A 26,182-nucleotide genomic window follows, 5' to 3' on the forward strand; every position below is an offset into this window, starting at 1 on the left:
CGGTTCATCCGGTCATTGTGAGAACGGCCTTGCCGCTGATGCGGCGCTGTCGCAACGCGTCCAAGGCTTGGCCGATCTCGGTCCACGGCACGGTCAAGGCCACGCGGGTCTCCAGCCGRCCGGCCGCGACCAGGCCAAGCAGCGAGGCGATGTCGGTGCCAATGGCTGAACCGGACGTGTAATAGGCGAACGTCTGCAGCCTCGCRCCTTCGTGACCTGGAACGAACTGACGGAACCCGACCGGTGTGAGCTCGCCGCTGCTCGAACCGAACATGACGACAGTCCCGCCGGGCGCGACGCGTTCGATCGCGTGCGCCAGGCTTTTGCCGCCGACCGACTCGGTGATCAAGGAAAACTCCCCCTCGGCCATTTCGATGGACTCAGCGGCATGCTGGGCTCCCAGACGGCGCAGATCATCGTGGTGCCTGGCCGAGGCTATCGCAGTGATCAAAGCGCCTTGCTTGCGGGCGATCTGGATCTGGAAACGACCGACCGCACCGCTTGCGCCGGTGATCAGGACCTGCTGGCCGGCCAGGTCGCCGCCATAACGCAAAGTCCTCAGCGCTGTCGTGCCGGCCACCGGAAGCGTGGCTGCCGACTCGAACCCGATGCCGTCCGGCAGGACGGCGAGACGGTCGGTTGAGACGGCGACACGTTCGGCCCAGCCGGACTGGTCGACCAGAGCCGCAACCCTGGTGCCCGCTGCTGGCCCGGAGCCGTCGGCTGCCGCCCGTTCGACAATCCCAACGATGTCCTGCCCGGGTATGAAGCCGTTCGGACGGATGGCGAGCAGGCGCAGCTCGCCGCGGTTCAGCGAGGTTGCGTGGACCGAGACAAGGGCCTCGTTCGCGACGGGTTGAGGGTCCTCGAACTCGGCGAGCCTGAGGCCGGTGGCGCTGTCGGGGGACGTGACGAGGGCGAGCATGGGGGCGTACCTTCTTGCCGGTTTGTGGGGTCAGCTGCCGCCTGGAGAGCATGGCAGGCTGGCCCACTCGAAGCACCCATCAGATCACGGCCGTGCCGACGATGGGGCGCGCGGCGTCAACACGATCAACTGTTCCTGCCACGCGCAAACGGAACCTATTCGACTTCCCCGTTTGAAGAATTTAGCTATTATGGCATATAATCGCTAAARGCCGTCAATTATGAGACAGCCTCTTCGCTGGCCCTGGCCCGATTTCGATGTCGATCAAGTCGATGCGCCGGCAATTGCCGTGCGCGTCGATGTTACCGAGACCCGGGCGGAGGTGCCGGACCATTGGCATCRCAAAGGCCAGCTCGTCTTCGCCCTGGGCGGCGGCGTCACCTGCCGCGTCCCTGGCGGCCTTTGGATGGTGCCGCCGCATTGCGGGGTGTGGATTCCCGGCGATTTGGAACACAGCAACATTGCAACCGCCAATGCCCGCATCTTCTTCGTCTACATCGAGCCCGGCGCTGCCGAGCTGCCGGGTCGGTGCTGCACGCTGTCGATCTCGCCGCTGCTGCGAGAAGTGATCGTGGAATTGGCGGACTACGGGCAGGACGACCCGAGGGGCGCGCTGCTGACCAAGGTCCTGCTCACAGAGTTGCCGCGCATGCCCGTCCAGCAACTGCATCTGCCGATGTCGTCGGAGCCGCGTTTGAGGCGGATTGCCACCGCATTGTCTGAAAACCCTGCCGACCGCCGCACCCTGGCGGAATGGGCAGAGCATGTCGCGCTGAGCGAGAGCAGCCTGGCACGCCTGGTTGTGAAGGAGACAGGCCTGAGCTTCGGGCGCTGGCGCCGGCAACTGCACTTGATCGTCGCATTGCGGGAGTTGTCCTCCGGCGCCAGCGTGCAGCAGGTTTCGGGCGATCTCGGCTATGAATCCGTCACCGCCTTCATCACCATGTTCAAGAAGGCGCTGGGGAAGCCTCCGGCAAGATACCTCAGCGGTATCGCGCAAAGCAGCGGTTCCGCCTTCGTTGCTTGATCAGCTAGAGCGCGTGGGGCTGAAATGCATATCGTCTTTCCAAGATCGCTGCGCCCTTTTGGGCGGCGTGCGTTTGCCCCCGGACCCGCATCAGGCAGGCTGTGGTTTGCCCTCCAAGGCGGGCTCAGCCGGAGTGGTGGTCCTCGCGGTCACGACCTCGACGATGCCGCGCGCGATCTCGCGCTCGCCCATGATCACGGTATCGGCGCCGAGGCCCTTCAGATGCTCGACCTCGGCATCGGAGTGGGCGCGGGCAATGACGCTTATCGTGGGATTGGCTGCGCGGGCCCGAAGCACGATCTGTCCAGCCTCGAAGGCATTGGGGATGGCAAGGATCAGCCGTTTCGCACCCTCCGGATTRGCCGCTGAAAAGACTTCCGCATTGGCGGCGTTGCCGGCGACGGTTTCGATGCCCTCGGCCTTGAGCTTTGCCAGCGTCTTGTCGGCATCCTCGATGACCAGGAAGGGCAGGGCGGCCTCTCTAAGCGCAGCGCCGACGAGGCTGCCGACGCGGCCATAGCCGATCAGGATGGAATGGCCGGTAAGCGCGGTGCGCGGCGGCGGGCCGTCCTCCGTCTCCGAAGCCGCCGCTACAGACGCCACCTGACCCGGTTCCGTCGCGGGGCCGATCGGGCTCGGGTCCTCGGGCGCGGCGGCCTTGCCGGCGCGCTTCTCCAGCCACGGCCTCATCCGGTCGACGACGAGGAACATCAGCGGGTTGAGCAGGATCGACAGGATCGCGCCGGCCAGAATCAGGTCGCGGCCCTGCTCGGGCAGCAGCTTCAGTCCGACACCGAGCTCGGCCAGGATGAAGGAGAATTCGCCGATCTGGGCGAGGCTCGCCGAGATCATCAGCGCCGTGGCGATCGGATAGCGGAAGGCGATGACGATGACAAAGGCGGCAAGCGATTTGCCGACGAGGATGATGGCGAGCGTGGCAAGGATAGGCAGGCCGTTGCTGATGAGGCTCAACGGATCGAACAGCATGCCGACYGAGACGAAGAACAGCACCGAAAAGGCATCGCGCAGCGGCAGCGATTCCTCAGCCGCGCGGTGGCTGAGCTCGGATTCGCTCATGATCATGCCGGCGAAGAAGGCGCCGAGCGCCAGCGAGACACCAAACAGCTTCGCCGCGCCGAAAGCGACGCCGAGCGCGATGGCAAGCACCGAAAGCCGGAACAACTCACGCGAGCCGGTATGCGCGACATAGTGGAGGATCCAGGGGATGACCCTGCGGCCGACGACCAGCATGACGACGACGAAGGCGGCGACCTTGGCGAAGGTTACGCCGACGACGCCCCATATGCCGTAGCCGGCGGGCAGCGAGAAGAGGCTCGAATGGTCATCTGCCTGCGGCTGGCCGCCGAGCACGCCGGCGAGCGCCGGCAGCAGCACCAGCGCCAGCACCATGGCCAGATCCTCGACGATCAACCAGCCGACGGCGATGCGTCCGCGTTCGGTCTCGATCAGCCGCCRCTCCTGCATGGCGCGCAGCAGCACGACGGTCGAGGCGACGGACAGTGCGAGGCCGAAGACCAGGCCGGCGCCGAGGGACCAGCCAAGCAGCCAGGCCAGCCCGACGCCCAGCAGCGTGGCAAAGCCGATCTGCACGACGGCGCCGGGCACGGCAATCGCACGGACAGACAAAAGGTCCTTCAGCGAGAAATGCAGGCCGACACCGAACATCAGGAGAATGACGCCGATCTCGGCGAGTTCATTGGCGAGGCTGGCGTCGGCGACGAAGCCAGGCGTGTTCGGCCCGACCAGCACGCCGGCCACCAAATAGCCGACGAGCGGCGGGATGCGGAAACGGTTGGCCAGCGCTCCGAAGACGAAAGCAAGCCCCAGACCGGCGACGATGGTGGCGATAAGGGGCGTGTCGTGCGGCATTGTCTATGGAGCGCCTTTCGAAATCATGCTGTCGGACAGGCGCCGTAAAAAGCCGTCGCCTTTCGCAATATGGTGGAGAGCGCAACGCTGACGCAACCGTTAGCGCAATTCCGGGGAAAGAGTGTAACGGCTTTYGATCCGGAATTGCGCAAAGACAAATGGTTGGAGGGCGCGGAAAATCGGCCGTCGAGCAAGGCACTGGACGGGYAAAATCGCAGTTGTATGCCGCGTTCGGTCGCGCGGCATCGCCTCGATGACCTTTCGCTGTCCGGCTCAGGCAGCCTGGAGCAGCTTCTCGATTTCGAAGATGGTGTGGTTGGTCAGCGTCTTTGGAATTTCCGCTTTCACCTTGTCGCAGACTTCCTTGTGCAGCTTCTGTCGCATCTCACYGAGCACCCTGGGCGGTGCAATCAGCACGACCTCGTCGAACTGACCCTGGTGGGCAAGCTTGTAGAGCCGCTCCGCGATATTGTCGGCAAAGCRTTCCTTGCCGATACGGTGCCAGTCGGTTTCCTCGATAGCGCTGCGGGGCCCCTCATTATTGTATCGCCCCGGCTTGTCCGTGCCTTGCTCGCGGGTGGCAGGGTTCTCCTGCTCCATCTCCTGGATGACTTGCAGGTCCGGGCGTTTGGTCGTTCCCTGGTTGCGAAGGAAAAGAGCCTTTTCGCCGTCTGCCACGATGACCCAAAGGTCACGTTTCAGGGTGATGATCATGGCGCTTCTCCTTTGGGTTCCGGCCTGTCAATGGGGCTTCGAAGTGCGGTCCGTCGGCAATGCTCGAGTCGCAAGCCAAACGTGCCGCCGAGCCCGATTGTTCCAGCCGACCACGACTGCTCGATCGCCTTCCTGCGCGGCGCATCAAGTAAGCGCTCGGCGCGGTATGGCTTTAATCTACTAACTTGGTAGAAATTAGAAAAAACTGTTTTGCCGCCCTGGCCGGGYGGCGCCAAAAATTACGCCGGATCAATGGGCCGCCGGCGTGGGTTCGGGCGCCCCAAGCTCCGGCATAGAAATTTTTTCTCCTGCCTTTTGCGGTAGCGAAAAAGCGATTGCCTGCCATCAAGGGATGCGCGAGTGCTTGCCTTCTGGTTTTTGGCGCGTCCGCATAAAACTGCCAGACTGTTTTCGTATTGCTTATCGCCATGTCGCAAGCCAACGCCAAGCTCAATGCCTTCCCCGTCTTCATGCGGGTCGACGGCGAAGCTGTGGCCATCGTCGGCAACGGCGAGGCGGCGCTTGCCAAGGCCAGGCTGCTTGCGCAGTCAAGCGCAACGCTGCGCATCATCGCCGCCGATGCCGATCCCGAGCTGCTGAATTTCATAACAGGCGCCGGCGCTACCCATGTCGATGCCGCCTATGATTCCGCACATCTCGAAGGCGCGACCATGGTGTTTGCCGCCAGCGGCGACGAGGCACTCGACCGCCGTGTCGCGGCGGACGCGCGCCGGCTGGGCATCCCGGTCAATGCCGTGGACCGGCCGGAGCTGTGCGACTTCTTCACTCCGGCATTGGTCAACCGCGCGCCCGTCGCTATCGCCATCGGCACCGAGGGCGCCGGACCTGTCCTGGCGCAGATGCTGCGTTCGCGCATCGACCGCATGCTGTCGCCATCGCTCGGCCGGCTGGCCGCCTTGGCGGCTTCGTTCCGTGCTGCCGCCGAGAAGCTGCCGAAAGGCAATCGTCGTCGCCGCTTCTGGAGCGATTTCTTCGCCGGCGCTCCRGCCAAGGCGGTTGAAGCCGGAGAGTTTGCCAGGGCGCATGATGCGGCTCGCCGCCTTCTGGCTGCAAACGCGCCTGTAGYGGGCCACATCGCGCTGGTCGGCGCCGGTCCGGGCGCGGAGGACCTTCTGACGTTGCGCGCGCACCGGCTTCTCATGGAAGCGGATGCGATCGTCTACGACGCTTTGGTGCCGGAAGGGATCGTCGCCATGGGCCGCCGCGATGCCGAGCGCCTGCCTGTCGGCAAGCGCAAGGGCTGCCATTCGAAGAGCCAGGAAGAGATCAACGCGCTGCTCATCGAGCTTGGCCGCGCCGGCAAGCGCGTGGTGCGGCTGAAGTCCGGTGACCCACTGGTGTTCGGCCGGGCGGGCGAGGAAATGGCGGCGCTGCGCGCGGCCGGCGTCGCCTATGAGGTGGTTCCGGGCGTAACCGCGGCCTTCGCCGCCGCTGCCGATTTCGAACTGCCACTGACGCTGCGCGGCGTGAGCTCCTCGATGGTGTTCACCACCGGGCACGACCTCAAGGGCAACTCGCTGCCCGACTGGGCAAAGCTCGCCATCTCCGGCGCGACCGTCGCCGTCTATATGGGCCGGTCCGTGGCGGCCGAGGTCGCCGGCCGGCTGATCGAAGCCGGGCTCGCGCCGGACACGGCGGTCGCCGTCGTCGAGAATGCCAGCCTCGGCAACCGCCGCCGTTTCCACGGCACGCTGGCCGATCTGCCCTCGCTGGAAGCACGCGCCGACCTCACCGGCCCGGTCATGACGATCATCGGCGACGCTGTCGCCGGTGCCAATTTCGAACGGTCCGAGCCGCTTGCGGCGAACAGGCATTTTGAGACGGCCAGCGCGAAGGCCGAAGGAGTTGAACAATGAAAGTTCTGACCGCTAACCGGCTCTCCGACGGCATTGCCGTCTGGTACGCCAATGGCGGCTGGGCGGAGACGGTCGGCAATGCCGAGCTCGCCCACGACAAGGCGGGGGAAGATCGGCTGGAGGCAATCGGCGCCGCAGCTGCCGCCAACAACGAGGTGCTCGACGTCAACCTGATCGACGTCACCGTGGTCAACGGCGTGGTGGAGCCGGTGCGGTTGCGCGAGAAGATCCGTGCCGCGGGGCCCACCATCCGCACCGATGTCGGCAAGCAGGCGGGCCCGCAAGCGGCCCGGGCGGCATAAGTTCCAGGAAGGCAACGGGCGGACGCGCCCGGAAAGACGAAGCATGTACCGTTACGACGAGTTCGACCACGATTTCGTAAAGGCCCGAGTCGCCGAGTTCAGTGACCAGGTCCGGCGCCGGCTTGCCGGCGAGATCACCGAGGAGCAGTTCCGGCCGCTGAGGCTGATGAACGGCGTCTATCTGCAACTGCATGCCTACATGCTGCGCATCGCCGTGCCCTACGGCACGCTGAACAGCCGGCAGTTGCGCATGCTCGGCCACATCGCTCGCAAATACGACAAGGGCTACGGCCATTTCACCACGCGCCAGAACCTCCAGTTCAACTGGCCGGCGCTCGCCGACGTTCCGGCGATCCTTGCCGATCTTGCGAGCGTCGAGATGCATTGCATCCAGACCAGCGGCAACTGCATCCGCAACGTCACCGCCGATCATTTCGCGGGTGCGGYCGCCGACGAGGTCGCCGATCCGCGTCCCTATGCGGAAATCCTGCGCCAATGGTCTTCGGTGCATCCGGAGTTTTCGTACCTGCCGCGCAAGTTCAAGATCGCCGTGACGGGCGCCGAGCGCGACCGCGCCGCCATCCAGGCGCATGACATCGGACTGCACCTGAAGAAGAACGCGGCCGGTGAACTGGGATTTGCCGTCTATGTCGGCGGCGGCCTGGGACGCACGCCGATGGTCGCCAAGAAGATCCGCGACTTCCTGCCGGAAGCGGAGCTGTTGTCCTACTGCACGGCGATCCTGCGCGTTTACAACCTCTATGGCCGCCGCGACAACAAGTTCAAGGCGCGCATCAAGATCCTCGTCCACGAGACAGGCGTGGAGGAAATCACCCGCCAGATCGAAGCCGAATGGCAGCAGCTCAGGGACGCCGAGCTGAAGCTGCCGGAGGCCGATATCCAGGCGATCAATGCCTATTTCGCGCCACCGGCATTGCCCGACCGGCCGGAAGGCGACGCTGTGGTGAAGCAGGCGCGGCTCGATTCAAAGAGCTTCTCGGAATGGCTCGACCAGAATGTCGTGACGCACCGCCACCCCGACTATGCCGCGGTGACGATCTCGCTGAAGGGCATCGGCGAGGTGCCCGGCGACGTGACCGACAGCCAGATGGATGCCGTCGCCGACATCGCCGAAAAATACGCTTTCGACGAGCTGCGCGTCAGCCACGAGCAGAACCTGATCCTGCCGCATGTGGCGCGTGCCGACCTCAAGGCGGTCTACGRCGCGCTGGTCGATATTGGGCTGGCCACGGCCAATTCCAATYTGGTCAGCGACATCATTTCCTGCCCCGGCCTCGACTATTGCTCGCTGGCCACGGCGCGCTCCATCCCGGTGGCGCAGGAAATATCACGCCGCTTCGCCTCGCTGGAGCGGCAGCGCGAGATCGGCGAACTGAAGCTGAAGATCTCCGGATGCATCAATGCTTGCGGCCACCACCATGTCGGCCACATCGGCATCCTGGGTGTGGAGAAGAAGGGCACCGAGCTCTACCAGGTGACGCTCGGAGGCTCGGCCGACGAGAACACCTCGATCGGCGAGATCATCGGCCGCGGCTTCTCTTCCGAAGAGATCACCGACGCCATCGAGCAAATCGTCGAAACCTATCTCGGCCTTCGGCTCGATCCCACTGAACGATTTATCGACGCCTACCGCCGTGTCGGTCCCGCGCCGTTCAAGGAGGCGCTCTATGCTGGCGAAACCAAGGCCGCTTGACCGGATCGGCGACATCGAGGCCGGCCTTGCCGCGGAAGCGGCGGGGCTCGATGCGCTGCTCGGCCATCTGAAACCGATCGAGATCCTCGAGCGTTCGGCGAGCGAATTCTTCCGCGGCGAGGTTGCCGCCGTGTCGTCTTTCGGCGCGGATTCGGCGGTGCTCTTGCACATGATCGCCAAGATCGACCGTTCACTGCCGGTGATCTTCCTCGACACCGGCAAGCATTTCGAGGAAACGCTGGGTTACCGCGACGCCCTCATCGCCGATTTCGGGCTGACCGATGTCAGGGTGATCAAGCCGGACGAGGCTGCGCTCGAACGGGTCGATCCGACCGGCAGGCTCCATGAGACAGACACCGACGCCTGCTGCAACGTGCGCAAGGTCGAGCCGCTGGCGCGCGGCGTCGAGCCGTTCCGCGCCTGGTTCACCGGGCGCAAGCGCTTCCAGGCGTCGACGCGGGCGGCGCTGCCGGTCTTCGAGGCGGTCGGCTCGCGCATCCGCATCAATCCGCTCGCGCATTGGACGACGTCGGATCAGGCCGAATACATGCGCGCGCATGTGCTGCGCGAAAATCCACTGGTCGCCTATGGTTATCTTTCGATCGGTTGCTTCCCCTGCACGCAGCCGGTACAGCCAGGCGAGGATGCGCGCAGCGGTCGCTGGGCAGGGCACGCCAAGACCGAGTGCGGCATTCACCTGTCGGGGCTGGAAAAGTCGCTGACCGACGCATCGCTTTAGGGTATGTCGATATCCAGCTGAGGCCGGCCTGCAATGGCGGCTCCCCGCGCTTCCGGTGCTCACGTATTCAGGTACGTTCCGCTCCGGTTCTCGGAAGCCACTATTTTGGTCGTACTGAGCCCGACTACTGCGGCTCGCATCTGAATAGCGACATACCCTTGGATTCTTTTGGGCTTTGGAACTTTGATGACTGAATCGACGACATCGGCGACCCGCCTCTGGACCCCGAAGGGTTTTCGCGAGGACGACTGGAGCCACGCCGAGAGTGCGGAGGCGCTTGCCGGCAATGGCCGCTTCATCCTGCCGCTGCAGGCCTTTCTCGGGCTCGACGACGACACCCGCAGATCGGCCAAGGAACGCCTCGGCGTGCTGCTGCAGCCGGGCGACGAACTCGACAAGATCRTCGGCCTGCTCGACCAGCTGTCGCTTGTGRCACTGGCCTTCCCGGCGTTCAATGACGGCCRCTCCTTCTCCAAGGGCGAGTTGCTGCGCAGCCGGCATAACTTCAAGGGCGCGGTCCGCGCCACGGGGCAGGTGCTGGTCGACCAGCTGCCGCATATGCTGAGGCTCKGCTTCGACGAGTTCGAGGTCTCCAATCCGGTGCTCTTGAAGCGGCTGGAGGAAGGACGCACCGGCGGCTTGCCGCTCTATTATCAGCCCTCCGTGGAACCGGAGGCCAAGGGGCCGAAATATTCCTGGCGGCGCAAGCGTTCCGGCTGACAGCCACCGCTCCCTATATCAGAGCCGTTTCGAGCAACCTGGTCCGACCAAGGCTGCAGATTTTGCCATTGCGTGGTGTCGCAGCAAACGCCAGTGGTGAGCGCCGTTGATTTGGCGTTGCATATCTGGTCAGACCACATGCGCGATTTGCACTTCCCCTCCCGCCGTCTTGCCCTTAGGATAGGGTTATTATTTCGCGCTCCGAAATAAATAGCCAGCAAAGGGAGGAATCGGCATGACAGGCAAGAAGATTTTGATGCTCGTTGGCGAGTTCAGCGAGGAATACGAGATTTTCGTCTTTGAGCAGGCCATGCACGCGGTCGGCCACAGCGTCCATGTCGTCTGCCCCGACAAGAAAGYCGGCGATGTGCTCAAAACCTCGCTGCACGATTTTGAGGGCCATCAGACCTATACCGAAAAGCTCGGCCACGATTACATCCTCAACAAGACCTTCGCCGAGGTGAATCCGGCTGACTACGATGCTGTCTACGCGGCAGGCGGGCGGGGGCCGGAATATATCCGCATCGACAAGCGCGTGCAGGCGCTGGTCAGGCACTTCCATGAGGCCGGCAAGCCGATCTTCACCATCTGCCACGGAGTTCAAATCCTGATCGCCGTCGAAGGCGTCGTGCGCGGCAGGGAAGTGGYGGCGCTGCAGTATTGCGAGCCTGAAGTGACGCTGGCCGGCGGCACCTATATCGACGTGCCGCCGACGGGCGCGCATGTCGACGGCAATCTGGTGTCAGCCAAGGGCTGGCCAGGACTTGCCGCTTTCATGCGGGAATGCCTGAAAGTGCTCGGCACTGAAATCCGCCACGGCGAAGCGCTGATGCGCGACGCGCGCAAGGCAGCCTAACCTTCCCGCGTCTCGCGCGAGGAGCCTTGCTTGTCAGGGTGGCACGCGGCTAATGACGCCGCTCGCCACCCGACTTGCCTGCCTCGGCCTCTGCCCCTTCCAGGCGCTCGAGCAGGTCCGTCAGCCGCTTGGGCATTTCTTTCTGCAAGCGAAAAGCCGGCAGCGTGCGCAGAAAGCGCTTCGTCGCTTCCGTGCCAAGTTGTCGCCTGATATCGTTGGCGAGTTTGGCGCGCCTCTCGCCACTGGTACGCTTCATCGTCCCAAAATCCTGTGTCGGCTTCGAAACTCCTGCGGTGGGACAATGGTTCCCGCACCGACCCTTGGAGGCAAGCAAAGCCGTTCGGTAGGGTAAAATTTGAATTAATCTGGCACGACCTGGGGATGGCCGCCGCCGGTGCTTACCCCTTGATTTTTGGCCTTCAAACCTCGATATCGGGYGCAAATCCGAACCAATCCGAATAACGGGAAACGGCGATGAGCGACCAGGCAAAAGACGAACGCGCGCCCGAGGAAATCGAAGCCACCAAGGTTTCCGGCGAACGGGCGGAAGGCGGCGTCGACGGCGACTACGAAGCGCTGGTGCGGCTGCTGAAGGAAAACGAGGAGCTGAAGGACCGCGCGCTGCGCATAGCTGCCGAAATGGAGAATCTGCGTCGCCGCACCGCGCGCGACGTTCATGACGCCCGCACCTACGCGGTGGCCAATTTCGCGCGCGACATGCTGTCGGYGTCGGACAATCTGCGCCGGGCGCTGGAGGCCATTCCGGCCGAGGCCAAGGCTTCCGGCGATGCGGGCTTCAAGGCGCTGATCGAGGGCGTCGACCTTACCGAGYGCGCCATGCTGTCGGCGCTGGAGCGCCACGGCGTGAAGAAGCTTGCGCCCGAAGGCGAGAAGTTCGACCCGAACTTCCACCAGGCAATGTTCGAGGTGCCCAATAACGACGTTCCAGCCGGCACCGTCGTCCAGGTGGTGCAGCCCGGCTATTCGATCGGCGAGCGGGTGCTGAGRCCTGCGATGGTCGGCGTCTCGAAGGTTGGCCCGAAGGCGGAGGAGAAGGTCGAGCCGGGTCCGGTGAACGAGCAGGCCGAGAAGGATGCGTGAGGAGAGCGAGTAGCGAATAGGGAATAGCGAGTAGGGAAGACGGTGCTGGCCGCACCGCTTCGTGATATTTACAGCTATTCGCTATTCACTATTCGCTCAGCCATGAATCCCATCGAGCTGCTCGACTATGCCGGCGTCGCCGTCTTCGCGGCGACGGGCGCGCTGGCCGCCTCGCGCAAGCAGCTCGACATCATCGGTTTCCTGTTCCTGGCAAGCGTCACCGGTATCGGCGGCGGAACCTTGCGTGACGTCATCCTCAACGTGCCGGTGTTCTGGGTCGCCAATCGCGACTATGTGCTGATCTGCGCCGTCGTGGCGGTGCTTGTCTTCTTCAGCGCTCATCGCGTCGAATCCCGCTACAGGCTCCTGCTCTGGCTCGATGCCATCGGGCTCGCCGCTTTTGCGGTGATGGGGGCTGCAAAAGGCCTGGCAATCACCGGCTCGCCCGTCGTGTCCGCCATCACCGGCGTGCTCACCGCCACCTTCGGCGGCATATTGCGCGACCTGCTGGCCGGCGAGCCTTCCGTGYTGCTGAGACCCGAAATCTATGTCACGGCGGCGCTTGCAGGTGCGGCGCTCTTCACCTTCTGCGACATTGTCGGCATGCCGGCGCTTGCCTCCAGCCTGCTCGGCTTCGCCGCCGCCTTCGTGGTGCGCGGCGGAGCGCTCAAATTCGGCTGGTCGTTTCCGGCCTATAAGAGCCGGCCCGGCCGGCGGCCGGAGGATATTCCGTGAGGGAGCGAATAGCGAATAGCGAATAGGGAGTAGCGAATAGGGCTGGTGTGAACCAGCCAACATCATTTAGTTCATTCGCTATTCGCTATTCGCTATTCGCTAGACTCACGCCGCGAAGCGCTGGCCTTCACCGCCATAATAGTTGACGTAGCGGGCGCCGATTTCCTTGACCGGCATGACGACGAAAACGTCGACCGTCGAAAATTCATGGTCGATGACGCAGCCGTCGCCGATGCGGGCGCCGACGCGCAGATAGCCTTTGACCAGAGGCGGCATGGCGGCGATCGCCGCCTTGGCGTTGACCGCCTCGATCGGCATCAGGTCCATCGAGCAATAGCGGCTGGCCACCGCCCGCACATCCCAGGCCTGGTCGGTGCGGCAGTGATGGGCGAGATAGGTGAGCGCCTCGGCATGCGCCGCCGGCACGGTGCCATGGAAGGAGGCGCAACCGGTCATCACGCCGATGCCGTAGTGGTTGATATAGGCCCAGATGCCTTGCCAGAGCGCCTCGATGGTGCGCTTGGAGCGGTATTCCGGCAGCACGCAGGAACGGCCGAGCTCAAGGAAACGCTGGCCTGGATGGCGCGCAACCAGCTTGGTCAGCTCGAACTCGCCCTCGGAATAGAAGCCCCCGGCGGCCGTGGCGATCTCCTGCCGCAGCAGGCGGTAGGTGCCGACGATGCGCCGGTGCTCGGGACCGGGAAGCGACGTGTCAAGAACCAGGAGATGGTCRCAAAGCGGATCGAAGCGGTCGGAATCGCGCCGGTCCTGCGCCTGGAACAAATCCTTCCTCGCGCCAAGCTCGTCGTAGAAAACCCGGTAGCGCACTTCCTGGGCGGCGGCGATCTCGGCCTCGTTGCGGGCGAGCCGCACTTCAAGGTTGCCGATACGGCCCAACGGTGCGCCGCTTGCGACAGCGTCGGCGGGACGCGCGGCGAGCAGAGCGCTGGCGTTCGGCCGAGTATCGCGTTCCGGCATGACTGTATGCACGAGTGATTCTCCTTCGAGCCATCCCTCTTGGCACGGGGATACGGTGTAGGTGCAACAGGATTGTGACAGTACCGTGATACGAGGAGGCCGGCAATACTTCGTCGGCTGGGCAATACCGTCAACCGGCTATCTTGTGGCCACGAAAGCCAAGCAATCCAAGGCGTTCGGGAAGCCTAAAAAATTCGTTACGCCGCAACCTGGGCCTCGACGGCCTGGACGAGCGCGTCGGGGTCGAGAGGCTTGGTGACGAAGCCGCTGGCGCCGTGGGCAAGCACGGTGTGGCGCGTCTTTTCCTGGCTGTCGGCCGAAAGGACCATGATCGGGATCGGCGGCACGGCAAGCGCTTCCTCATGGCGGCGGATGGCCGCGATCGCGTCCAGCCCGTCCATCACCGGCATATGCAGGTCCATCAGCACCACGTCGAAGCGGTGCTTGCGGCCGACTTCGGTGACGGCTTCGACCGCGGCCTTGCCGTTGCCGACGATCTTGACGCGATGCCCGGCCTTGATAAGCGTGGCGCGGGCGAGCATCGCATTGATGTCATTGTCCTCGGCGATCAGCACGGACAGGCCCTGGTCGCGGCGGCGAGCCGGAACGGCGCCGCGGGGTTCGGGCTGCGGCTGGGCAGGCGCAGGCACATGGCTCGTCAACAGCACGCGCAGCAGCGTTTCGCCGCGCACCGGCCGGGCCAGGAATGTCGCGTAGCCGCTGGCGCGGAATTCGCCAAGCATGCCGCGGTCGGTGGGCGCGATCAGGGTAATGGCCTGGCAGTCGGCAAAGCCGCCCTGGCGCAGGCGCTTGAGCAGGCGGCCGTCGCTGTTTTCGAGCGCGGCATCGACCAGAACCACATTGCAGCCGGCGGCAAAGGAACCGGCCTGGCTGGGCGTCTCGGCGATCTCGACGGCRCCGCCATGGGCGCGGATGGTGCGGGCGATGGCATCTGCCTCGACCGCGTTCTTGGACACGATCACCGCATGCCGGTCCGCTAGAATGTTCTGGCGATGGTGCGGCGGCTCGGTGGCGGCGGTCGCGGGAATGTCGAAGACGAATTCGGATCCTTCGCCGAGCCGGCTTGAAACCGAGATCGTGCCGCCCATGGCAATCACCAGCCGCTTGGAGATGGCCAGGCCGAGACCCGCGCCGCCATGCTCCCTGGTCGAAGTGCCGTCGGACTGCTCGAACTCCTCGAAGATGCGCTCCATGTCGTCCTCGCGCAGGCCAGGACCGGTGTCGGCGACGGTGAAGCAGATGCGGTCGGTATTTTCGTTGCGGACGCGCGTCACGGTGAGCAACACGCCTCCCGCATCGGTGAACTTGACGGCGTTGCCGATGAGGTTGAGCAGCACCTGGCGCACGCGGCCGGGGTCGGTAGTGATCATCTGCGGCACATCGGGCTCGACATGACAGCCGAGGCCGATGTTCTTTGAGAAGGCCTTCGCCGCCAAAAGCTCGATGACGTTGTCGGCGATCTCGCGCAGTGATGTCGGCTGCGGCTCGGGGTCGAAGCGGCCGGCTTCGATCTTGGAATAGTCGAGCAGGTCCTCGATCAGCGCCAGCAGCGCGCTCGCCGATGTTGAGACGGCCCCGACATAGGTGCGCTGCTCCGGCGAAAGGTCGGTATCGGCAAGCAGCTTCGCCATGCCCATAATGCCGTTCATCGGCGTGCGGATCTCGTGGCTGACGGTGGCGAGGAAACGCGACTTGGCCTGGCTTGCATATTCGGCCCGCTCGCGGGCGGTGATCAGCGATGTTTCAGCGCGCTTGCGGGCGGTGATGTCGCGGGCGATCGCCCGGTGCGAAACAGCGCCCGTATCCTTGTCGCGTACCGAGAGCTCGATCCAGGAGAACCAGCGCGGCCCGTTCGGCGTGCGAATGGCGACATCGGTGGAGCTCAGGCATTCGTGGTCGGAAAAGGCGGCGTCGGRCACGATGCCCACTTCTATGCCGAGCTCGGAAAGCGTCTTGCCTGCGAGGTCGCGCAGGTCGGTGTCGACGAGCGAGGCGAACACCTTGTTGGCGTAGACGATGTAGCCGTCGCGGTCGCGATGGACGACGAGATCGCCGAGCGCGTCGATCAGGCCGCGAAAACGCTCCTCGCTCTCCTGCATTTCCCACATGCGGTCGGYGAGCGTCTCAATCTCGGCGCGGCTGCGGGCGGCGGTCTCGTCGATGAGTGCCGCTGTGCGGCGCTCGGCACGTCGGTTGCGCAGATGCATGGCAAGGCCGCCGAGACCGGTCGCCAGCAGGCCGACGGTGATGAAGCTCGGCGCCCCAGTGAGGTGCGCCAGCCCGGCCAGCACGGCAATTGCGACGACTATCAGGAACGGCAGGCCCTCATGGCTGTCCGCCTCCAACGCCGGAACCAGCGGCGGCGTAACAAGCACCTGCCGCTTCGGCGCGCGCGGGTCCAACCCGTCGCCGCCTGCAGCTTTGCTGTGCTGTCTGAAGCCGGAGTCCGCGAACATTCGGGAAACCTGCCAGACAGATGTTATGGAAGATTGCGGCGGATCGTTCGAATTTTAGTCTTGCACGCGGATTCGGGTGGTTTTGGCCTACATATCGACGACGACACGGCCCCTGATCTTGCCGTCGATGATGTCGCGTGCGGCGCCGATGATGCCGTCGAAGCCGATCGACCGCGACRGGGTCGACAGTTTCTTGTGATCGAGGTCACTGCCGATGCGGCGCCATGCCTCGAGGCGAACCGATTTCGGCGCCAGGACGGAATCTATGCCGAGCAGCGAGACGCCGCGCAGGATGAATGGGGCGACGCTGCTGGGCAGGTCCATGCCTCCGGCCAGCCCGCAGGCTGCGAWCGCGCCGCCATAGGAGGTCATCGAAAGCACATTGGCGAGCGTGTGCGTGCCGACCGAGTCGATGCCGCCGGCCCAGCGCTCCTTGGCGATCGGCTTCGCCGGCTGGCTGAGCTCGTCGCGTGAGATCACCTCGGCCGCCCCGAGGTCGATCAGATAGGGGCTTTCGGCATTGCGCCCGGTGGAAGCGATGACATGGTAGCCGAGGGTGGAGAGGATCGATATCGCGATCGAGCCGACACCGCCGGCGGCGCCCGTCACCACCACCGGTCCGCGATCCGGCACGATGCCGTGCCGCTCCAGCGCCATGACGGCGAGCATCGCCGTATAGCCGGCGGTACCGACGGCCATCGCATCATGGGCGCTCATGCCCTCTGGCAGCGGCACCAGCCAGTCGCCGTTGACGCGGGCGCGCCCGGCATAGGCGCCGTAATGCGTCTCGCCGACACCCCAGCCGTTGAGGATCACACGATCACCCTCGCGCCAGTCGGCATGGGAGGAGGAGACGACGGTGCCGGCGAAATCGATGCCCGGCACCAGCGGCCAGCGACGCACGACCGGGGCCTTGCCGGTGATGGCCAGCCCGTCCTTGTAGTTCACCGTCGTCGCCTCGACGGCGACGGTGACATCGCCCTCCATCAGGTCGGCTTCAGTGAGGTCGACGACCTCGACAGATTGCTTCTTCTCGGCGTCGCGCGAAACGAGGATGGCTTTGAAGGTATCGGACACGTCTTTCTCCTCGGTTCTGGCTATCTGCTTTTACGCAATTCCGGACGGAAAACCGTTCACACTTTTCGTGGAATTTGCTTCGAAACGACTTTGCGGCTGCGGCCGTGCGAGGTCAATTGCCTGGGTCCTGAGGCCTGCTTTCGCGCCGCCAGCYGATCAGTTCGTCGAAGACGACCAATGCAGCGCCCACGGAAATGAAGGCGTCGGCAAGGTTGAATACAGCGAAGGACCAGACCGGCGTGTGGAACAGGATGTAGTCGATGACATGGCCGTATATGGCGCGGTCGATCAGATTGCCAAGAGCGCCGCCGATGATCAGGGCAAAGCCGATACGGGCGACGGCGTAGCCGGGTGGCGTGCGCGCKGCGAGGTAAAGCACGAAGGCGACGACAAGCGCGGCGATGACCACGAGGCCGGTGTCGCCGAAGGAAGAGAACATCGAGAAGGCGATGCCGGTGTTGTAGGTGCGAAACAGCGCYAGGAAAGGCAGGAGATCGACCTTCTCCTGGAAAGCGAGTCCGCTATCGACCAGCTGCTTGATCCACTGGTCAAGCGCAATGGCGACAACGACCAGGACAGCGTAAGGGGACCAGGATTTCACGATTTCGCAGTCCTCATCGCGTGTCGTTGGCGGGCTCGAGCTTCAACGCGCCGCGCCGGATCTCGAAGAGCATGACGCCGGTGGCGACGGCGAGGTTCAAGGAATCGGCGCGGCCGGCCTGCGGGATCCTGAGCAGCCTGTCGCAGCTTTCGGCAAGGATGTCCGGCAAGCCCTGCTGCTCATTGCCCATCAGGAGCAACACCGGGCTCCTGGAGAAGTCGACTGAGCGATAGTCGACCGCGCCCTTCAGGTGCGTGCCGGCGACCAGGYCCGGAAAGTCGCGCCGCCAGGCAAGGAAAGCGTCCTGGCTGGCCTTGGCGACCGGCACGGCAAAGATCGAGCCCATGGTGGCGCGCACCGTCTCCAGTGAAAACGGGTCGGTGGTGTCGCCGACCAGGATGACCCCCCTGGCGCCGACCGCATCGACGGTGCGGATGACGGTGCCGAGATTGCCGGGGTCGCKAACGCGGTCGAGCGCAACCCAGACATCGCCGTCTTTTGCACGGATGTCCCTCAGCGGGACGGTTTGCTGCGCGAAGACGCCGACGACCATTTGCGGGTTTTCGCGGCGCGTGATTGCCGCCAGAACCTTTTCCGAAACTTCGAGCACGGTGCCGCCGGCGGCGACCGTGCGCGCCGCGACCTTTTCGACCGGCGCATTGCCGCGCCCTGCCTTGGCGAAGACCAGCGTCCTGATCGACCAGCCGAGATCGAGCGCGTCGATGACCAGCTTCAGGCCTTCGGCCATGAAGGCGTTCTGCTGGTCGCGAAATTTCTTCAGCGCCAGCGCCCTGATGTCCTTGACCAGCGGATTGGCGAGGCTGGTGACCTCCTTGACCTGGCCGACCGGCCGGTGTCCGTCATGCGCGACCATTCAGGCCACCCAGCGCGAGAACAGCGAGGTCGACAGCGCGCGGCCGGCGGATTTCTCGCGGATGATCAGTTCGCCTGACTCTACCGTGCCGCCCATGCCGGCGAAGGTGTCGCGCATCAAGGCGTGGATGGCGAAGAAGGAGGCGCGGATCGAGTAGGCGGTGAGCACCACGGCAAGCGGTTTCGGCGTCAGGATCGAGCGGCAAAGTTCGGTCAGCCCCGGCAGGTCCTCGAACAATTGCCAGACTTCGCCTTTCGGGCCGCGGCCATAGGCCGGCGGGTCGAATAGGACGATGTCGTAGCGGCTGCCGCGGCGCTCCTCGCGCTCGGCGAATTTCACCGCGTCCTCGACGATCCAGCGGATCGGCTTGTCGGACAGGCCGGCCATTTCCTGGTTCTCGCGCGCCCAGCCGATCGCCTTCTTCGAGGCGTCGACATGCGTGACCTCAGCGCCCGYGCGCGCCGCGACCAGCGAGGCAAGGCCGGTATAGCCGAAGAGGTTCAGCACCTTGACCGGGCGCCTGGCCGCGGCGATCAGCCCGGCCATGTGGTCCCAGTGCGAGGCCTGCTCGGGAAAGACACCGACATGGCGGAACGAGGTGAAGCGGCCGAGATAGTCGATGCCGTTATGCTTCATCGGCCAGGTCTCGCCGAGCGGCGCCTTGGGAAAGCGCCAGCGGCCCATGCCTTCCTCGTCGGTGTCGCCGGTGAAGATGGCGTCGGCGCGCTCCCATTCCTTGGCGGCAAGCGCCCGCTGCCAGATCGCCTGGCCTTCGGGGCGCACGATGCAGTAGGGGCCGTACTGCTCCAGCTTCTCGCCGGCGCCGCTGTCCAGCAGCGCATAGTCGGCATTGGGCGCGACTTCGAGGATCAGYGGCAGGCGCTCGGCGGGCAGTGTTCCCTCGCGGCGGACAAGAGGACGCGGCGCCGATTTCTGCTCCTGGCGGTTGCCGGGCGCGGCGCCAGTTCCGCGCGGCGGCTGGCCGCGGTCGGGTTTCGCCGGCTGGCGCGGGCGGTTGTCGCGGTTTCGGTCGCGAAAGGACTTCAAGAACAATCTCCTGAACGGCAGGCCGCTTTTGGCATAGGCCCTCCGGCTTCGCAACAAGATGGTCCGGCGCCGTTCTGTCGCGATACGATGGACCTCCCTTGAAGAAACAGGCAAATCTCCGGTCATGTCCCGCTCCGAACGCCTGTTGGACCTGATCCAGATTCTGCGCCGCCACCACCGGCCGGTGAGCGGCCGCACGCTTGCTGGCGAGATGGGCGTTTCGATCCGCACGCTCTATCGCGACATCGCCACGCTGCAGGGGCAGGGCGCGCCGATCGAAGGTGAGGCGGGCCTGGGCTATTTGCTGAAGCCCGGCTTCATGCTGCCGCCGCTGATGTTCACCGATGAGGAGATCGAGGCAATCGTGCTCGGCTCGCGCTGGGTGGCAAAACAGCCGGACAAGCGGTTGGCCGCCGCCGCGACGGACGCACTGTCCAAGATCGCGGCGGTGCTACCGGATGATCTGCGCGAGGATCTCGACGCCACGACGCTGCTTGTCGGGCCGCGCTCGGAAGGCGTCGAGGCGATCGATCTCGGCGTGGTGCGGCAAGCGATCCGCAATGAGCGCAAGCTCGGCTTCCTCTATCGCGATGCCGGCGGCGCCGCCTCGGAGCGCATGGTGTGGCCGTTCGCGCTCGGCTTCTTCGATAAGGTGCGGGTGATGGTGGCATGGTGCGAGACGCGCCAGGATTTCCGGCATTTCCGCGCCGATCGCATGTCTCATCTCACCGCCACCGATATACGCTATCCACGGCGCCGCCAGGCAATGCTCAAGGAATGGAAGGCGAGGCTGGACAAGCCGGACCCAAACGCTCCGAAGGAGCCCGCCGGCTGACGGCTGCTGCCAGAATCTGACAGTGGTGTCGCGTACTGTCATCGAGGTTCAAACACCTTGGAGATCGGACATGACCACCCCCAATTTCGTCATCCTCTATGTCGACAGCCCTGAGCGGAGCACCGCCTTTTACGTCGCGCTGCTCGGACGCGGGCCTGCCGAGGCCTCGCCGACCTTCGCCATGTTCGTGCTCGATAACGGCTTCAAGCTGGGCCTCTGGTCGCGGCACACCGTAGAACCGGCGGCCGCAGCGGCGGGCGGAGGCGGCGAGCTCGTGCTTGCGGTTGAGAACGCGGCCGCGGTCGACGCCGCGCATGCGGACTGGGAGGGACGCGGCCTGAAAATCCTGCAGGCGCCGACCGACATGGATTTCGGCCGCACCTTCGTCGCGCTCGACCCGGACAATCATCGCCTTCGGGTCTACTGGCCGAATGAGTAGAGGATCAGGCAGTAGGCAGTAGGCAGTAGGCAGTAGGCAGTAGGCAGTAGGCAGTAGGCAGTAGGCAGTAGGGTGTGAGTTTCCCTACTCCCCTACGCCTTGAGCGCCTTGTAGACGGCGATGCCGGCGGCGAGGTCTTCGAGCGCGGCGCCGACCGACTTGAACAGCGTGATCTCGCTATCGGCCTGCCGGCCCTGTTTTTCGCCGCGTGCCAGCTCATGCAGGTCGGCGACGATCGCTTCGGGCTTCAGGACGCCGGAAGCCAGTGGCTGGACAATGTCGCCGGCCTCCTTGGTCGCGCCGGCGCGGGTATCGACATAGACGCGGGCGCGCGAAATCGCGTCGTCGTCGCTTTCGCGCATGGCCGGCGTGAAGCCGCCGACCAGGTCGACATGGGTGCCCGGCCTCAGCAGCGCGCCCTTGATCAGCGACGTGGCCGAGATCGTTGCCGAGGAGATGATGTCGGCCGCGCCAAGCTCAGCTTCAAGATCGTCGGCGGCCTCGGCCGGGAGACCTTCGGCGCTGAGTGCCGCCGCGACCTCTTCCGCGTTGGCCGGCGTGCGGTTCCAGATGCGGATCGACTTGATCGGCCGAACCGCCGAATGCGCCTTGGCCAGGAAGGGAGACAACGCGCCGGCGCCGATCACCAGCAGCCGGGAGGCGTCCTTGCGGGCCAGGTAGGTTGCGGCGAGCGCCGAGGCGCAAGCGGTACGCCATTGCGTCAGCCGCTGGCCGTCGATCAGCGCCTCGGGCTCGCCGGTCACGCCGTCGAGCAGCAGATAGAGGCCCATCACCGCCGGCTTGCCGATGGCGTTGTTGTCCGGCGAGACGGTGACGATCTTGACGCCGATATGGCCGCCCGCCGAGCTGCCGGCGGCGTTGAAGTCGGTCCAGGCCGGCATCAGCAGCAGCGTCGAGGCGGCGCCATCCGGCCGCTCGACTGCATGATGGTGGCGTACCGGCTGCACGGCGCCGTCGCGGAAGGCGGTGCGCAGAGTCTCGACCAGTCCGGGAAAGGTCAGCGCATGATCGACCTCGGCGGCCGAAATGGTCAGCATGGAAAACTCCGTGTTGCGAGGCGCCGCTCAGTTCGAGGGCTTGGGCAGCGGCGGTCCTTTTGGCGCCGCGGGCGCGCAGTTCACCGCCTGGCGCAGGCTCTCGGCCTCAAGGCCGCGCTGGCGCGCGAGCTTGCGGTAGCGGCCCTGCTTCACCCAGGTCGCCATGCTGCCGACGACCATGCCGATGGCAAGCGCCAGGAACAGGAAGATGAAGAGCGGCCAGGTCAGCGTCAGCGCCGGGTTGCCTGGATGGAACGGATCGAGCGTGAACGCGACCGGTCCCCGGTTGGCGACCGCAAGCGCGATCAGAATGACGGCCAGCGGCACGAAGACCACGACGAGCATGAAGCGATTGAACATCAGATCTCCGTGAGAGGCGGCTCAAGCGCCGAGACGTCGTTTCGACGCGCCGGCGCAGCGCCTATTTGCTGCCGTTCAGCCTTTCGCGCAACTCCTTGCCGGTCTTGAAGAACGGCACCCATTTCTCCTCGACCTCGACGGACTCGCCGGTGCGCGGGTTGCGGCCGGTGCGGGCAGGGCGGTTTTTCACCGAAAAGRCACCGAAACCRCGCAGCTYGACCCTGTTGCCTTCGGCAAGGGCGTCGGTGATCTCGTCGAAGATCGCGCCAACGATGTTTTCGACGTCGCGCAGGAAAAGATGCGGGTTGCGCGCGGCAATGATTTGCACAAGTTCAGATTTGATCATGAGAACGTTCCCCGTAAAACCACTGCAGTCAATTATCAGGATGATTTTATTGCTTTATTTGGCTCGTCCCGACAGCGTGTCAAGGGTGCCAGACCGAAACGAGACCGTCAAGAAACAAGCGGTCCGCGCCAAGCTCGTGGATGACATCGCTGCCGGCATCGGGCAGACCGAGGGCGTTGGCGATGGCTTTGGTCATGCTCCGCGAAAACAGGAAGCCGCGTCGGCCCTTGTCCTCCCATTCGATGACCCTGAGCTTGCTGTCTACGCCCTTGCTCGCCAGCCAGTCGATCGCCTCGGTCTCGCCGCCGACGGCGTCGACCAGAYGATTGCCGAGCGCCTGGCGGCCGGTGAAGATCGAACCGTCGGCCAGAGCCTGCGCCTGCTCATGCGTCATTTTGCGCCGCTCGGCGACAATGCCCACAAACCAGTCATAACTGTCGAGGATGAGCTTGCGCACCATGGCGCGTTCGTCGTCATTGGTAGGCTTGAAGGGCGAGGGCGCGGCCTTGAGCGGCGAGGATTTCACTTCCTCGAGCTTGATGCCGAGTTTCTCCATCAGGCCGCTGACGTCGGGATACTGGATCAGCACGCCGATCGAACCGACGATCGAGGTCTTGCGGGCAACGATATGATCGGCGGCGCTGGCGATCATGTAGCCGGCGGACGCCGCCAACGTGCCGATTTCGGCCACCACCGGCTTGTCGCCGGCCAGCTTGCGCACTTCCTCATAGATCGACTCGCCGCCGACCGTGGTGCCTCCGGGCGAATCGATCGACAGGATGACRCCCTTTACGGTCGGCGATTTGCGGATCGTCTCGAGCCGTTTGATCAGGTCCTCGTCTTCGGTGATGGTGCCTTCGATCTTGACCTTGGCGATGTGGTCGACCGCCTGGCCGGTGAATTCGCCACCATAGAGCCATGCCGAAAAGGCGATCAGCGCTGCCGCCAGAACCACAAACGCAGCCACGCGCCAGAACGTGAGCTTGCGGCGCAAGCGGCGGCGGTCGATCATGTCGTCGGCTCTCGTTGCCATTGTCAGCCTCATAGTCGCTGGGAAAGGACGGTTTTAAAGCAAGCATATGCGCGCGGCTACCGTTTCCTGACAACTCCGGCGCGAACAAGGGCGGCTCAACACGGCCTCACGAAAAATTAACGCAGCCTGTCCCTATCTGCTATGAAGGGGTGGCAGTTCGGCCGGATTCGTCCTAGTCGTGCGGTGGCAGCCGTCACATTTTTGCAGTTTTCCTCCGCTTGTGCTTGCGTGCGGGGGYCGGCATACCACCTATAGTCGGTGTTTGGCGGGGCAAGGGCCCATTAGAAACAGTCATGTTGGCGCGATCTGAGGAAACAAGCGATGCCGTGACGGCGTCGGTTGCCGCTGAGCAAGGTGGCACGCGAGGCGACGCGTTCAACCGCGCGCAGCGGCATTCGCGCCGGGTGCGTGTGCTGAAATTCGCCGTGCCGCTGCTCGCGGYGGCAATCGCGATCGCCTTTCCGGTCTATTCCTATCTGGCCGCGCCGGTGTCGATCTCGGTGCAGGCCGACGGCAGCGCCTTTTCGAACGGCAAGCTGGTGATGGCCAATCCCAAGCTCAACGGCTTCACCAAGCAGAAGCTGCCCTATTCGCTGACGGCGACCAGAGCGACGCAGGATGTCGGCAAGCAGGGCATCATCGACCTTGAAGGCATCAATGCCAAATTGCCGGTAGCGACCGATAATGTGGTGGCCGTCAACGCCCCGCACGGCATCTACAACCGCGACGCCAACACAATGGACCTCACCARCGACGTCGACGTGACGACCACCGACGGCCTGGTTGCCAAGTTCAAATCTGTCTTCCTAGACATGGGCAAAGGTTCTATGAAGACGAACAATCCGGTCGATGTCAGCCGCGGCGGTTCGCGCATCACCGCCGACTCGATGTCGGTCGAGGAAAACGGCAAGGTCGTGGTCTTCGAGAACCGGGTGCGCGTCAACATCGATCCGGCCAGCCTGAAGGCGGCAGAGGCTAAGAGTGGAGAGCAGAATGCGTCGCAGTAATTCCGCATGGCTTCTGGGCGCGRCCTCCGCGTTGCTGCTCCTGGGAACCGCGCATTCATTCGCGCAATCGAGCACGACCAGCCAGTCTGGCCTGAAACTGTCCGGCGACCAGCCGATCCAGATCGAAAGCGACAAGCTCGAGGTTCGTCAGGCCGACAGCGCGGCGATCTTCAGCGGCAACGTCACCGTCAACCAGGGGCCGACGCTGCTCAAGGCCGGCAAGATGACGGTCTTCTATGTCAAGGATGCCAACGCTCCCAAGGGTGCGGCGGCCGGCGCATCGGCGATGACGGGCGCCGCCAACATCGACCACCTCGTGGTCGAGAACAAGGTCTACATCAAATCGAACGACCAGATCGCCACCGGCGACACCGGCACTTTCGACATGAAGACGCAGGTGCTCACGCTGCAGGGCAAGGAGGTCGTGCTGTCCCAGGGCGACAACGTGCTCAAGGGCTGCAAGCTCACCGTGCAGATGAAGAGCGGCCTTGCCAATGTCGACGGCTGCGGCAGCAACGGTCGCGTCATCATGTCGATCACTCCCCAGAAGCAGGGGACGTCCCAGAAAGGAACGGCCCAGCAGGGAGCGTCGAACAACTAATGGCCGGCGTATCGTCGCTGCTGGCCCGTCTGCCCGGACGGGCCGCCAGCAAACCGGCCGCGCCGGCAATGGTCAGTATCGACCAGGCGAAATTCAAGGGTACCCTGATCGCGAAGGGCCTGACCAAGAGCTACAAGGGCCGCAAAGTCGTGAGCGGCGTGACGCTCGGCGTGCGCGCCGGAGAGGCCGTCGGCCTGCTCGGCCCGAACGGCGCCGGCAAGACCACCTGTTTCTACATGGTCACCGGCCTCGTGCCGGTGGATGAAGGCACGATCGAGATCGACGGCTTCGACGTCACCTCGATGCCGATGTACCGCCGCGCCCGCCTCGGTATCGGCTATCTGCCVCAGGAAGCGTCGATCTTCCGCGGCCTCAGCGTCGAGCAGAATATCCGCGCCGTGCTGGAGGTCGTTGAAAAGAGCCGCAAGGAGCGCGAGCGCACGCTCGACGAACTGCTCGAGGAATTCCACATCAGCCATCTTCGCAAGGCGCCGTCGCTGTCGCTCTCGGGCGGTGAGAGACGCCGCCTCGAGATCGCGCGGGCGCTTGCGACGCGGCCGGCCTATATGCTGCTCGACGAGCCTTTCGCCGGTATCGATCCGATCGCGGTCGCCGACATCCAGCAGCTCGTTCGCCATCTAACAGCGCGCGGCATCGGCGTGCTGATCACCGATCACAATGTGCGCGAGACGCTTGGCCTGATCGACCGCGCCTATATCATCCACGCTGGCCAGGTGCTGACGCATGGCCGGGCCGACGAGATTGTTGCCAACGCCGATGTCCGGCGCCTCTATCTCGGCGAGGGCTTTACCCTCTGAGGGTGGAAATTCCGGTTTTTTGCCCGGGTTC

The 26,182-nt window shown here is 64.5% G+C and carries 28 protein-coding genes; 14 read left to right on the plus strand and 14 right to left on the minus strand.

Translation table 11 applies throughout. From position 1 onward, the window contains the following. Positions 1–4 precede the first annotated feature (4 nt). Positions 5–925 carry a zinc-binding dehydrogenase gene (locus ORS3428_RS21580; RefSeq protein WP_071100327.1) on the minus strand — a complete coding sequence of 307 codons (921 nt, stop codon included), beginning with the start codon at positions 923–925 and terminating at the stop codon, positions 5–7. Positions 926–1,145: 220 nt separating this feature from the next. On the opposite strand from ORS3428_RS21580, the gene ORS3428_RS21585 reads away from it, so the two are divergent. Beyond that, positions 1,146–1,952 (plus strand): AraC family transcriptional regulator, encoded by an 807-nt coding sequence (locus ORS3428_RS21585; RefSeq protein ID WP_071100328.1) that lies wholly within the window; start codon positions 1,146–1,148, stop codon positions 1,950–1,952. Between the two features lie 90 nt (positions 1,953–2,042). On the opposite strand, the gene ybaL is transcribed toward ORS3428_RS21585, so the two are convergent. Together ybaL and ORS3428_RS21595 are read right to left on the minus strand one after the other, a co-directional pair. Then, complete coding sequence (gene ybaL, locus ORS3428_RS21590) at positions 2,043–3,842, minus strand: YbaL family putative K(+) efflux transporter (RefSeq protein ID WP_071100329.1); 1,800 nt, start codon at positions 3,840–3,842, stop codon at positions 2,043–2,045. Positions 3,843–4,115: 273 nt separating this feature from the next. After that, positions 4,116–4,556 carry a baeRF12 domain-containing protein gene (locus ORS3428_RS21595; protein ID WP_071100330.1) on the minus strand — a complete coding sequence of 147 codons (441 nt, stop codon included), beginning with the start codon at positions 4,554–4,556 and terminating at the stop codon, positions 4,116–4,118. Positions 4,557–4,984: 428 nt separating this feature from the next. On the opposite strand from ORS3428_RS21595, the gene cysG reads away from it, so the two are divergent. The 6 genes from cysG to ORS3428_RS21625 all read left to right on the plus strand — a co-directional run bounded on the left by cysG (position 4,985) and on the right by ORS3428_RS21625 (position 10,764). Further along, positions 4,985–6,433, plus strand: coding sequence for a siroheme synthase CysG (cysG, locus tag ORS3428_RS21600; RefSeq protein ID WP_071100331.1), 1,449 nt, complete (start codon positions 4,985–4,987; stop codon positions 6,431–6,433). Continuing rightward, positions 6,430–6,735, plus strand: coding sequence for a DUF2849 domain-containing protein (locus ORS3428_RS21605; RefSeq protein WP_071100332.1), 306 nt, complete (start codon positions 6,430–6,432; stop codon positions 6,733–6,735). The genes cysG and ORS3428_RS21605 overlap by 4 nt, the downstream gene beginning before the upstream one ends. Before the next feature lie 43 nt (positions 6,736–6,778). Next, entirely contained in the window at positions 6,779–8,449 is a 1,671-nt protein-coding gene (locus ORS3428_RS21610) for a nitrite/sulfite reductase (RefSeq protein ID WP_071100333.1), read from the plus strand. Beyond that, positions 8,424–9,188 carry a phosphoadenylyl-sulfate reductase gene (locus ORS3428_RS21615; protein ID WP_071100334.1) on the plus strand — a complete coding sequence of 255 codons (765 nt, stop codon included), beginning with the start codon at positions 8,424–8,426 and terminating at the stop codon, positions 9,186–9,188. Before ORS3428_RS21610 ends, ORS3428_RS21615 begins: the two co-directional genes overlap by 26 nt. Positions 9,189–9,374: 186 nt before the next feature. Further along, on the plus strand, positions 9,375–9,908 hold the full coding sequence (locus ORS3428_RS21620) for a DUF934 domain-containing protein (RefSeq protein WP_071100335.1): 534 nt from the start codon (positions 9,375–9,377) through the stop codon (positions 9,906–9,908). A gap of 235 nt (positions 9,909–10,143) precedes the next feature. Next, positions 10,144–10,764: a DJ-1/PfpI family protein gene (locus ORS3428_RS21625; RefSeq protein WP_071100336.1), complete on the plus strand. Its 621-nt coding sequence runs from the start codon at positions 10,144–10,146 to the stop codon at positions 10,762–10,764. A gap of 49 nt (positions 10,765–10,813) precedes the next feature. Here ORS3428_RS21625 and ORS3428_RS21630 read toward each other — a convergent pair whose 3' ends face one another. Further along, entirely contained in the window at positions 10,814–11,020 is a 207-nt protein-coding gene (locus ORS3428_RS21630) for a hypothetical protein (protein WP_071100337.1), read from the minus strand. Positions 11,021–11,238: 218 nt separating this feature from the next. On the opposite strand from ORS3428_RS21630, the gene grpE reads away from it, so the two are divergent. Further along, positions 11,239–11,865 carry a nucleotide exchange factor GrpE gene (grpE, locus tag ORS3428_RS21635; RefSeq protein ID WP_071100338.1) on the plus strand — a complete coding sequence of 209 codons (627 nt, stop codon included), beginning with the start codon at positions 11,239–11,241 and terminating at the stop codon, positions 11,863–11,865. Positions 11,866–11,967: 102 nt separating this feature from the next. Beyond that, entirely contained in the window at positions 11,968–12,600 is a 633-nt protein-coding gene (locus tag ORS3428_RS21640) for a trimeric intracellular cation channel family protein (RefSeq protein WP_071100339.1), read from the plus strand. A gap of 105 nt (positions 12,601–12,705) precedes the next feature. Here the strand turns inward: ORS3428_RS21640 and ORS3428_RS21645 are convergent, their stop codons facing one another. From ORS3428_RS21645 to ORS3428_RS21670, 6 genes are all read right to left on the minus strand, one after another. Then, complete coding sequence (locus tag ORS3428_RS21645) at positions 12,706–13,578, minus strand: GNAT family N-acetyltransferase (protein WP_071100340.1); 873 nt, start codon at positions 13,576–13,578, stop codon at positions 12,706–12,708. 197 nt (positions 13,579–13,775) lie between these two features. Further along, positions 13,776–16,055, minus strand: coding sequence for a PAS domain-containing sensor histidine kinase (locus ORS3428_RS21650; RefSeq protein ID WP_071100341.1), 2,280 nt, complete (start codon positions 16,053–16,055; stop codon positions 13,776–13,778). Between the two features lie 87 nt (positions 16,056–16,142). Next, entirely contained in the window at positions 16,143–17,132 is a 990-nt protein-coding gene (gene acuI, locus ORS3428_RS21655; RefSeq protein WP_071100342.1) for an acrylyl-CoA reductase (NADPH), read from the minus strand. A gap of 112 nt (positions 17,133–17,244) precedes the next feature. Then, complete coding sequence (lspA, locus tag ORS3428_RS21660; protein ID WP_071100343.1) at positions 17,245–17,733, minus strand: signal peptidase II; 489 nt, start codon at positions 17,731–17,733, stop codon at positions 17,245–17,247. A gap of 13 nt (positions 17,734–17,746) precedes the next feature. Then, positions 17,747–18,607: a TrmH family RNA methyltransferase gene (locus tag ORS3428_RS21665; protein ID WP_071100344.1), complete on the minus strand. Its 861-nt coding sequence runs from the start codon at positions 18,605–18,607 to the stop codon at positions 17,747–17,749. Further along, positions 18,608–19,654 (minus strand): class I SAM-dependent rRNA methyltransferase, encoded by a 1,047-nt coding sequence (locus tag ORS3428_RS21670; protein ID WP_071100345.1) that lies wholly within the window; start codon positions 19,652–19,654, stop codon positions 18,608–18,610. Positions 19,655–19,778: 124 nt separating this feature from the next. Here ORS3428_RS21670 and ORS3428_RS21675 point away from each other — a divergent pair, with 124 nt between their 5' ends. Together ORS3428_RS21675 and ORS3428_RS21680 are read left to right on the plus strand one after the other, a co-directional pair. Continuing rightward, positions 19,779–20,489: a helix-turn-helix transcriptional regulator gene (locus ORS3428_RS21675; RefSeq protein ID WP_071100346.1), complete on the plus strand. Its 711-nt coding sequence runs from the start codon at positions 19,779–19,781 to the stop codon at positions 20,487–20,489. Between the two features lie 70 nt (positions 20,490–20,559). Next, entirely contained in the window at positions 20,560–20,928 is a 369-nt protein-coding gene (locus tag ORS3428_RS21680; RefSeq protein WP_071100347.1) for a VOC family protein, read from the plus strand. A gap of 92 nt (positions 20,929–21,020) precedes the next feature. Here ORS3428_RS21680 and ORS3428_RS21685 read toward each other — a convergent pair whose 3' ends face one another. From ORS3428_RS21685 to sppA, 4 genes are all read right to left on the minus strand, one after another. Further along, positions 21,021–21,986, minus strand: a complete 966-nt coding sequence (locus ORS3428_RS21685) for an ornithine cyclodeaminase family protein (RefSeq protein ID WP_071100348.1) — start codon at positions 21,984–21,986, stop codon at positions 21,021–21,023. A gap of 27 nt (positions 21,987–22,013) precedes the next feature. Continuing rightward, positions 22,014–22,346, minus strand: a complete 333-nt coding sequence (locus ORS3428_RS21690; RefSeq protein ID WP_071100349.1) for a LapA family protein — start codon at positions 22,344–22,346, stop codon at positions 22,014–22,016. Positions 22,347–22,407: 61 nt separating this feature from the next. After that, the gene (locus ORS3428_RS21695) at positions 22,408–22,692 is read right to left on the minus strand and encodes an integration host factor subunit beta (protein WP_071100350.1); all 285 of its coding nucleotides are present in this window, start codon (positions 22,690–22,692) and stop codon (positions 22,408–22,410) included. Positions 22,693–22,771: 79 nt separating this feature from the next. Further along, entirely contained in the window at positions 22,772–23,725 is a 954-nt protein-coding gene (gene sppA / locus ORS3428_RS21700) for a signal peptide peptidase SppA (protein WP_071100351.1), read from the minus strand. A 293-nt stretch (positions 23,726–24,018) separates the two neighbouring features. Between sppA and lptC the strand changes: the two genes are divergently transcribed. From lptC to lptB, 3 genes are read left to right on the plus strand one after another with little or no spacing between them, the layout of a single operon-like run. Further along, positions 24,019–24,732: an LPS export ABC transporter periplasmic protein LptC gene (lptC, locus tag ORS3428_RS21705; RefSeq protein ID WP_071100352.1), complete on the plus strand. Its 714-nt coding sequence runs from the start codon at positions 24,019–24,021 to the stop codon at positions 24,730–24,732. Continuing rightward, the gene (locus ORS3428_RS21710; RefSeq protein ID WP_071100353.1) at positions 24,719–25,333 is read left to right on the plus strand and encodes an LptA/OstA family protein; all 615 of its coding nucleotides are present in this window, start codon (positions 24,719–24,721) and stop codon (positions 25,331–25,333) included. Before lptC ends, ORS3428_RS21710 begins: the two co-directional genes overlap by 14 nt. Further along, the gene (gene lptB, locus ORS3428_RS21715) at positions 25,333–26,151 is read left to right on the plus strand and encodes an LPS export ABC transporter ATP-binding protein (RefSeq protein ID WP_071100354.1); all 819 of its coding nucleotides are present in this window, start codon (positions 25,333–25,335) and stop codon (positions 26,149–26,151) included. Before ORS3428_RS21710 ends, lptB begins: the two co-directional genes overlap by 1 nt. The last annotated feature ends 31 nt before the right edge of the window (positions 26,152–26,182 follow it).

Source organism: Mesorhizobium sp. ORS 3428, from assembly GCF_001854785.1.
In the GTDB taxonomy this organism is placed as follows: domain Bacteria; phylum Pseudomonadota; class Alphaproteobacteria; order Rhizobiales; family Rhizobiaceae; genus Mesorhizobium.

What these genes read in the sequence shown, in the direction of transcription:
- ORS3428_RS21605 (WP_071100332.1), top strand. Translation starts at nt 6,430, where the DNA reads ATGAAAGTTCTGACCGCTAACCGGCTCTCCGACGGCATTGCCGTCTGG.
- ORS3428_RS21615 (WP_071100334.1), top strand. Translation starts at nt 8,424, where the DNA reads ATGCTGGCGAAACCAAGGCCGCTTGACCGGATCGGCGACATCGAGGCC.
- ORS3428_RS21630 (WP_071100337.1), bottom strand. Translation starts at nt 11,020, where the DNA reads ATGAAGCGTACCAGTGGCGAGAGGCGCGCCAAACTCGCCAACGATATC.
- ORS3428_RS21675 (WP_071100346.1), top strand. Translation starts at nt 19,779, where the DNA reads ATGTCCCGCTCCGAACGCCTGTTGGACCTGATCCAGATTCTGCGCCGC.
- ORS3428_RS21680 (WP_071100347.1), top strand. Translation starts at nt 20,560, where the DNA reads ATGACCACCCCCAATTTCGTCATCCTCTATGTCGACAGCCCTGAGCGG.
- ORS3428_RS21685 (WP_071100348.1), bottom strand. Translation starts at nt 21,986, where the DNA reads ATGCTGACCATTTCGGCCGCCGAGGTCGATCATGCGCTGACCTTTCCC.
- ORS3428_RS21690 (WP_071100349.1), bottom strand. Translation starts at nt 22,346, where the DNA reads ATGTTCAATCGCTTCATGCTCGTCGTGGTCTTCGTGCCGCTGGCCGTC.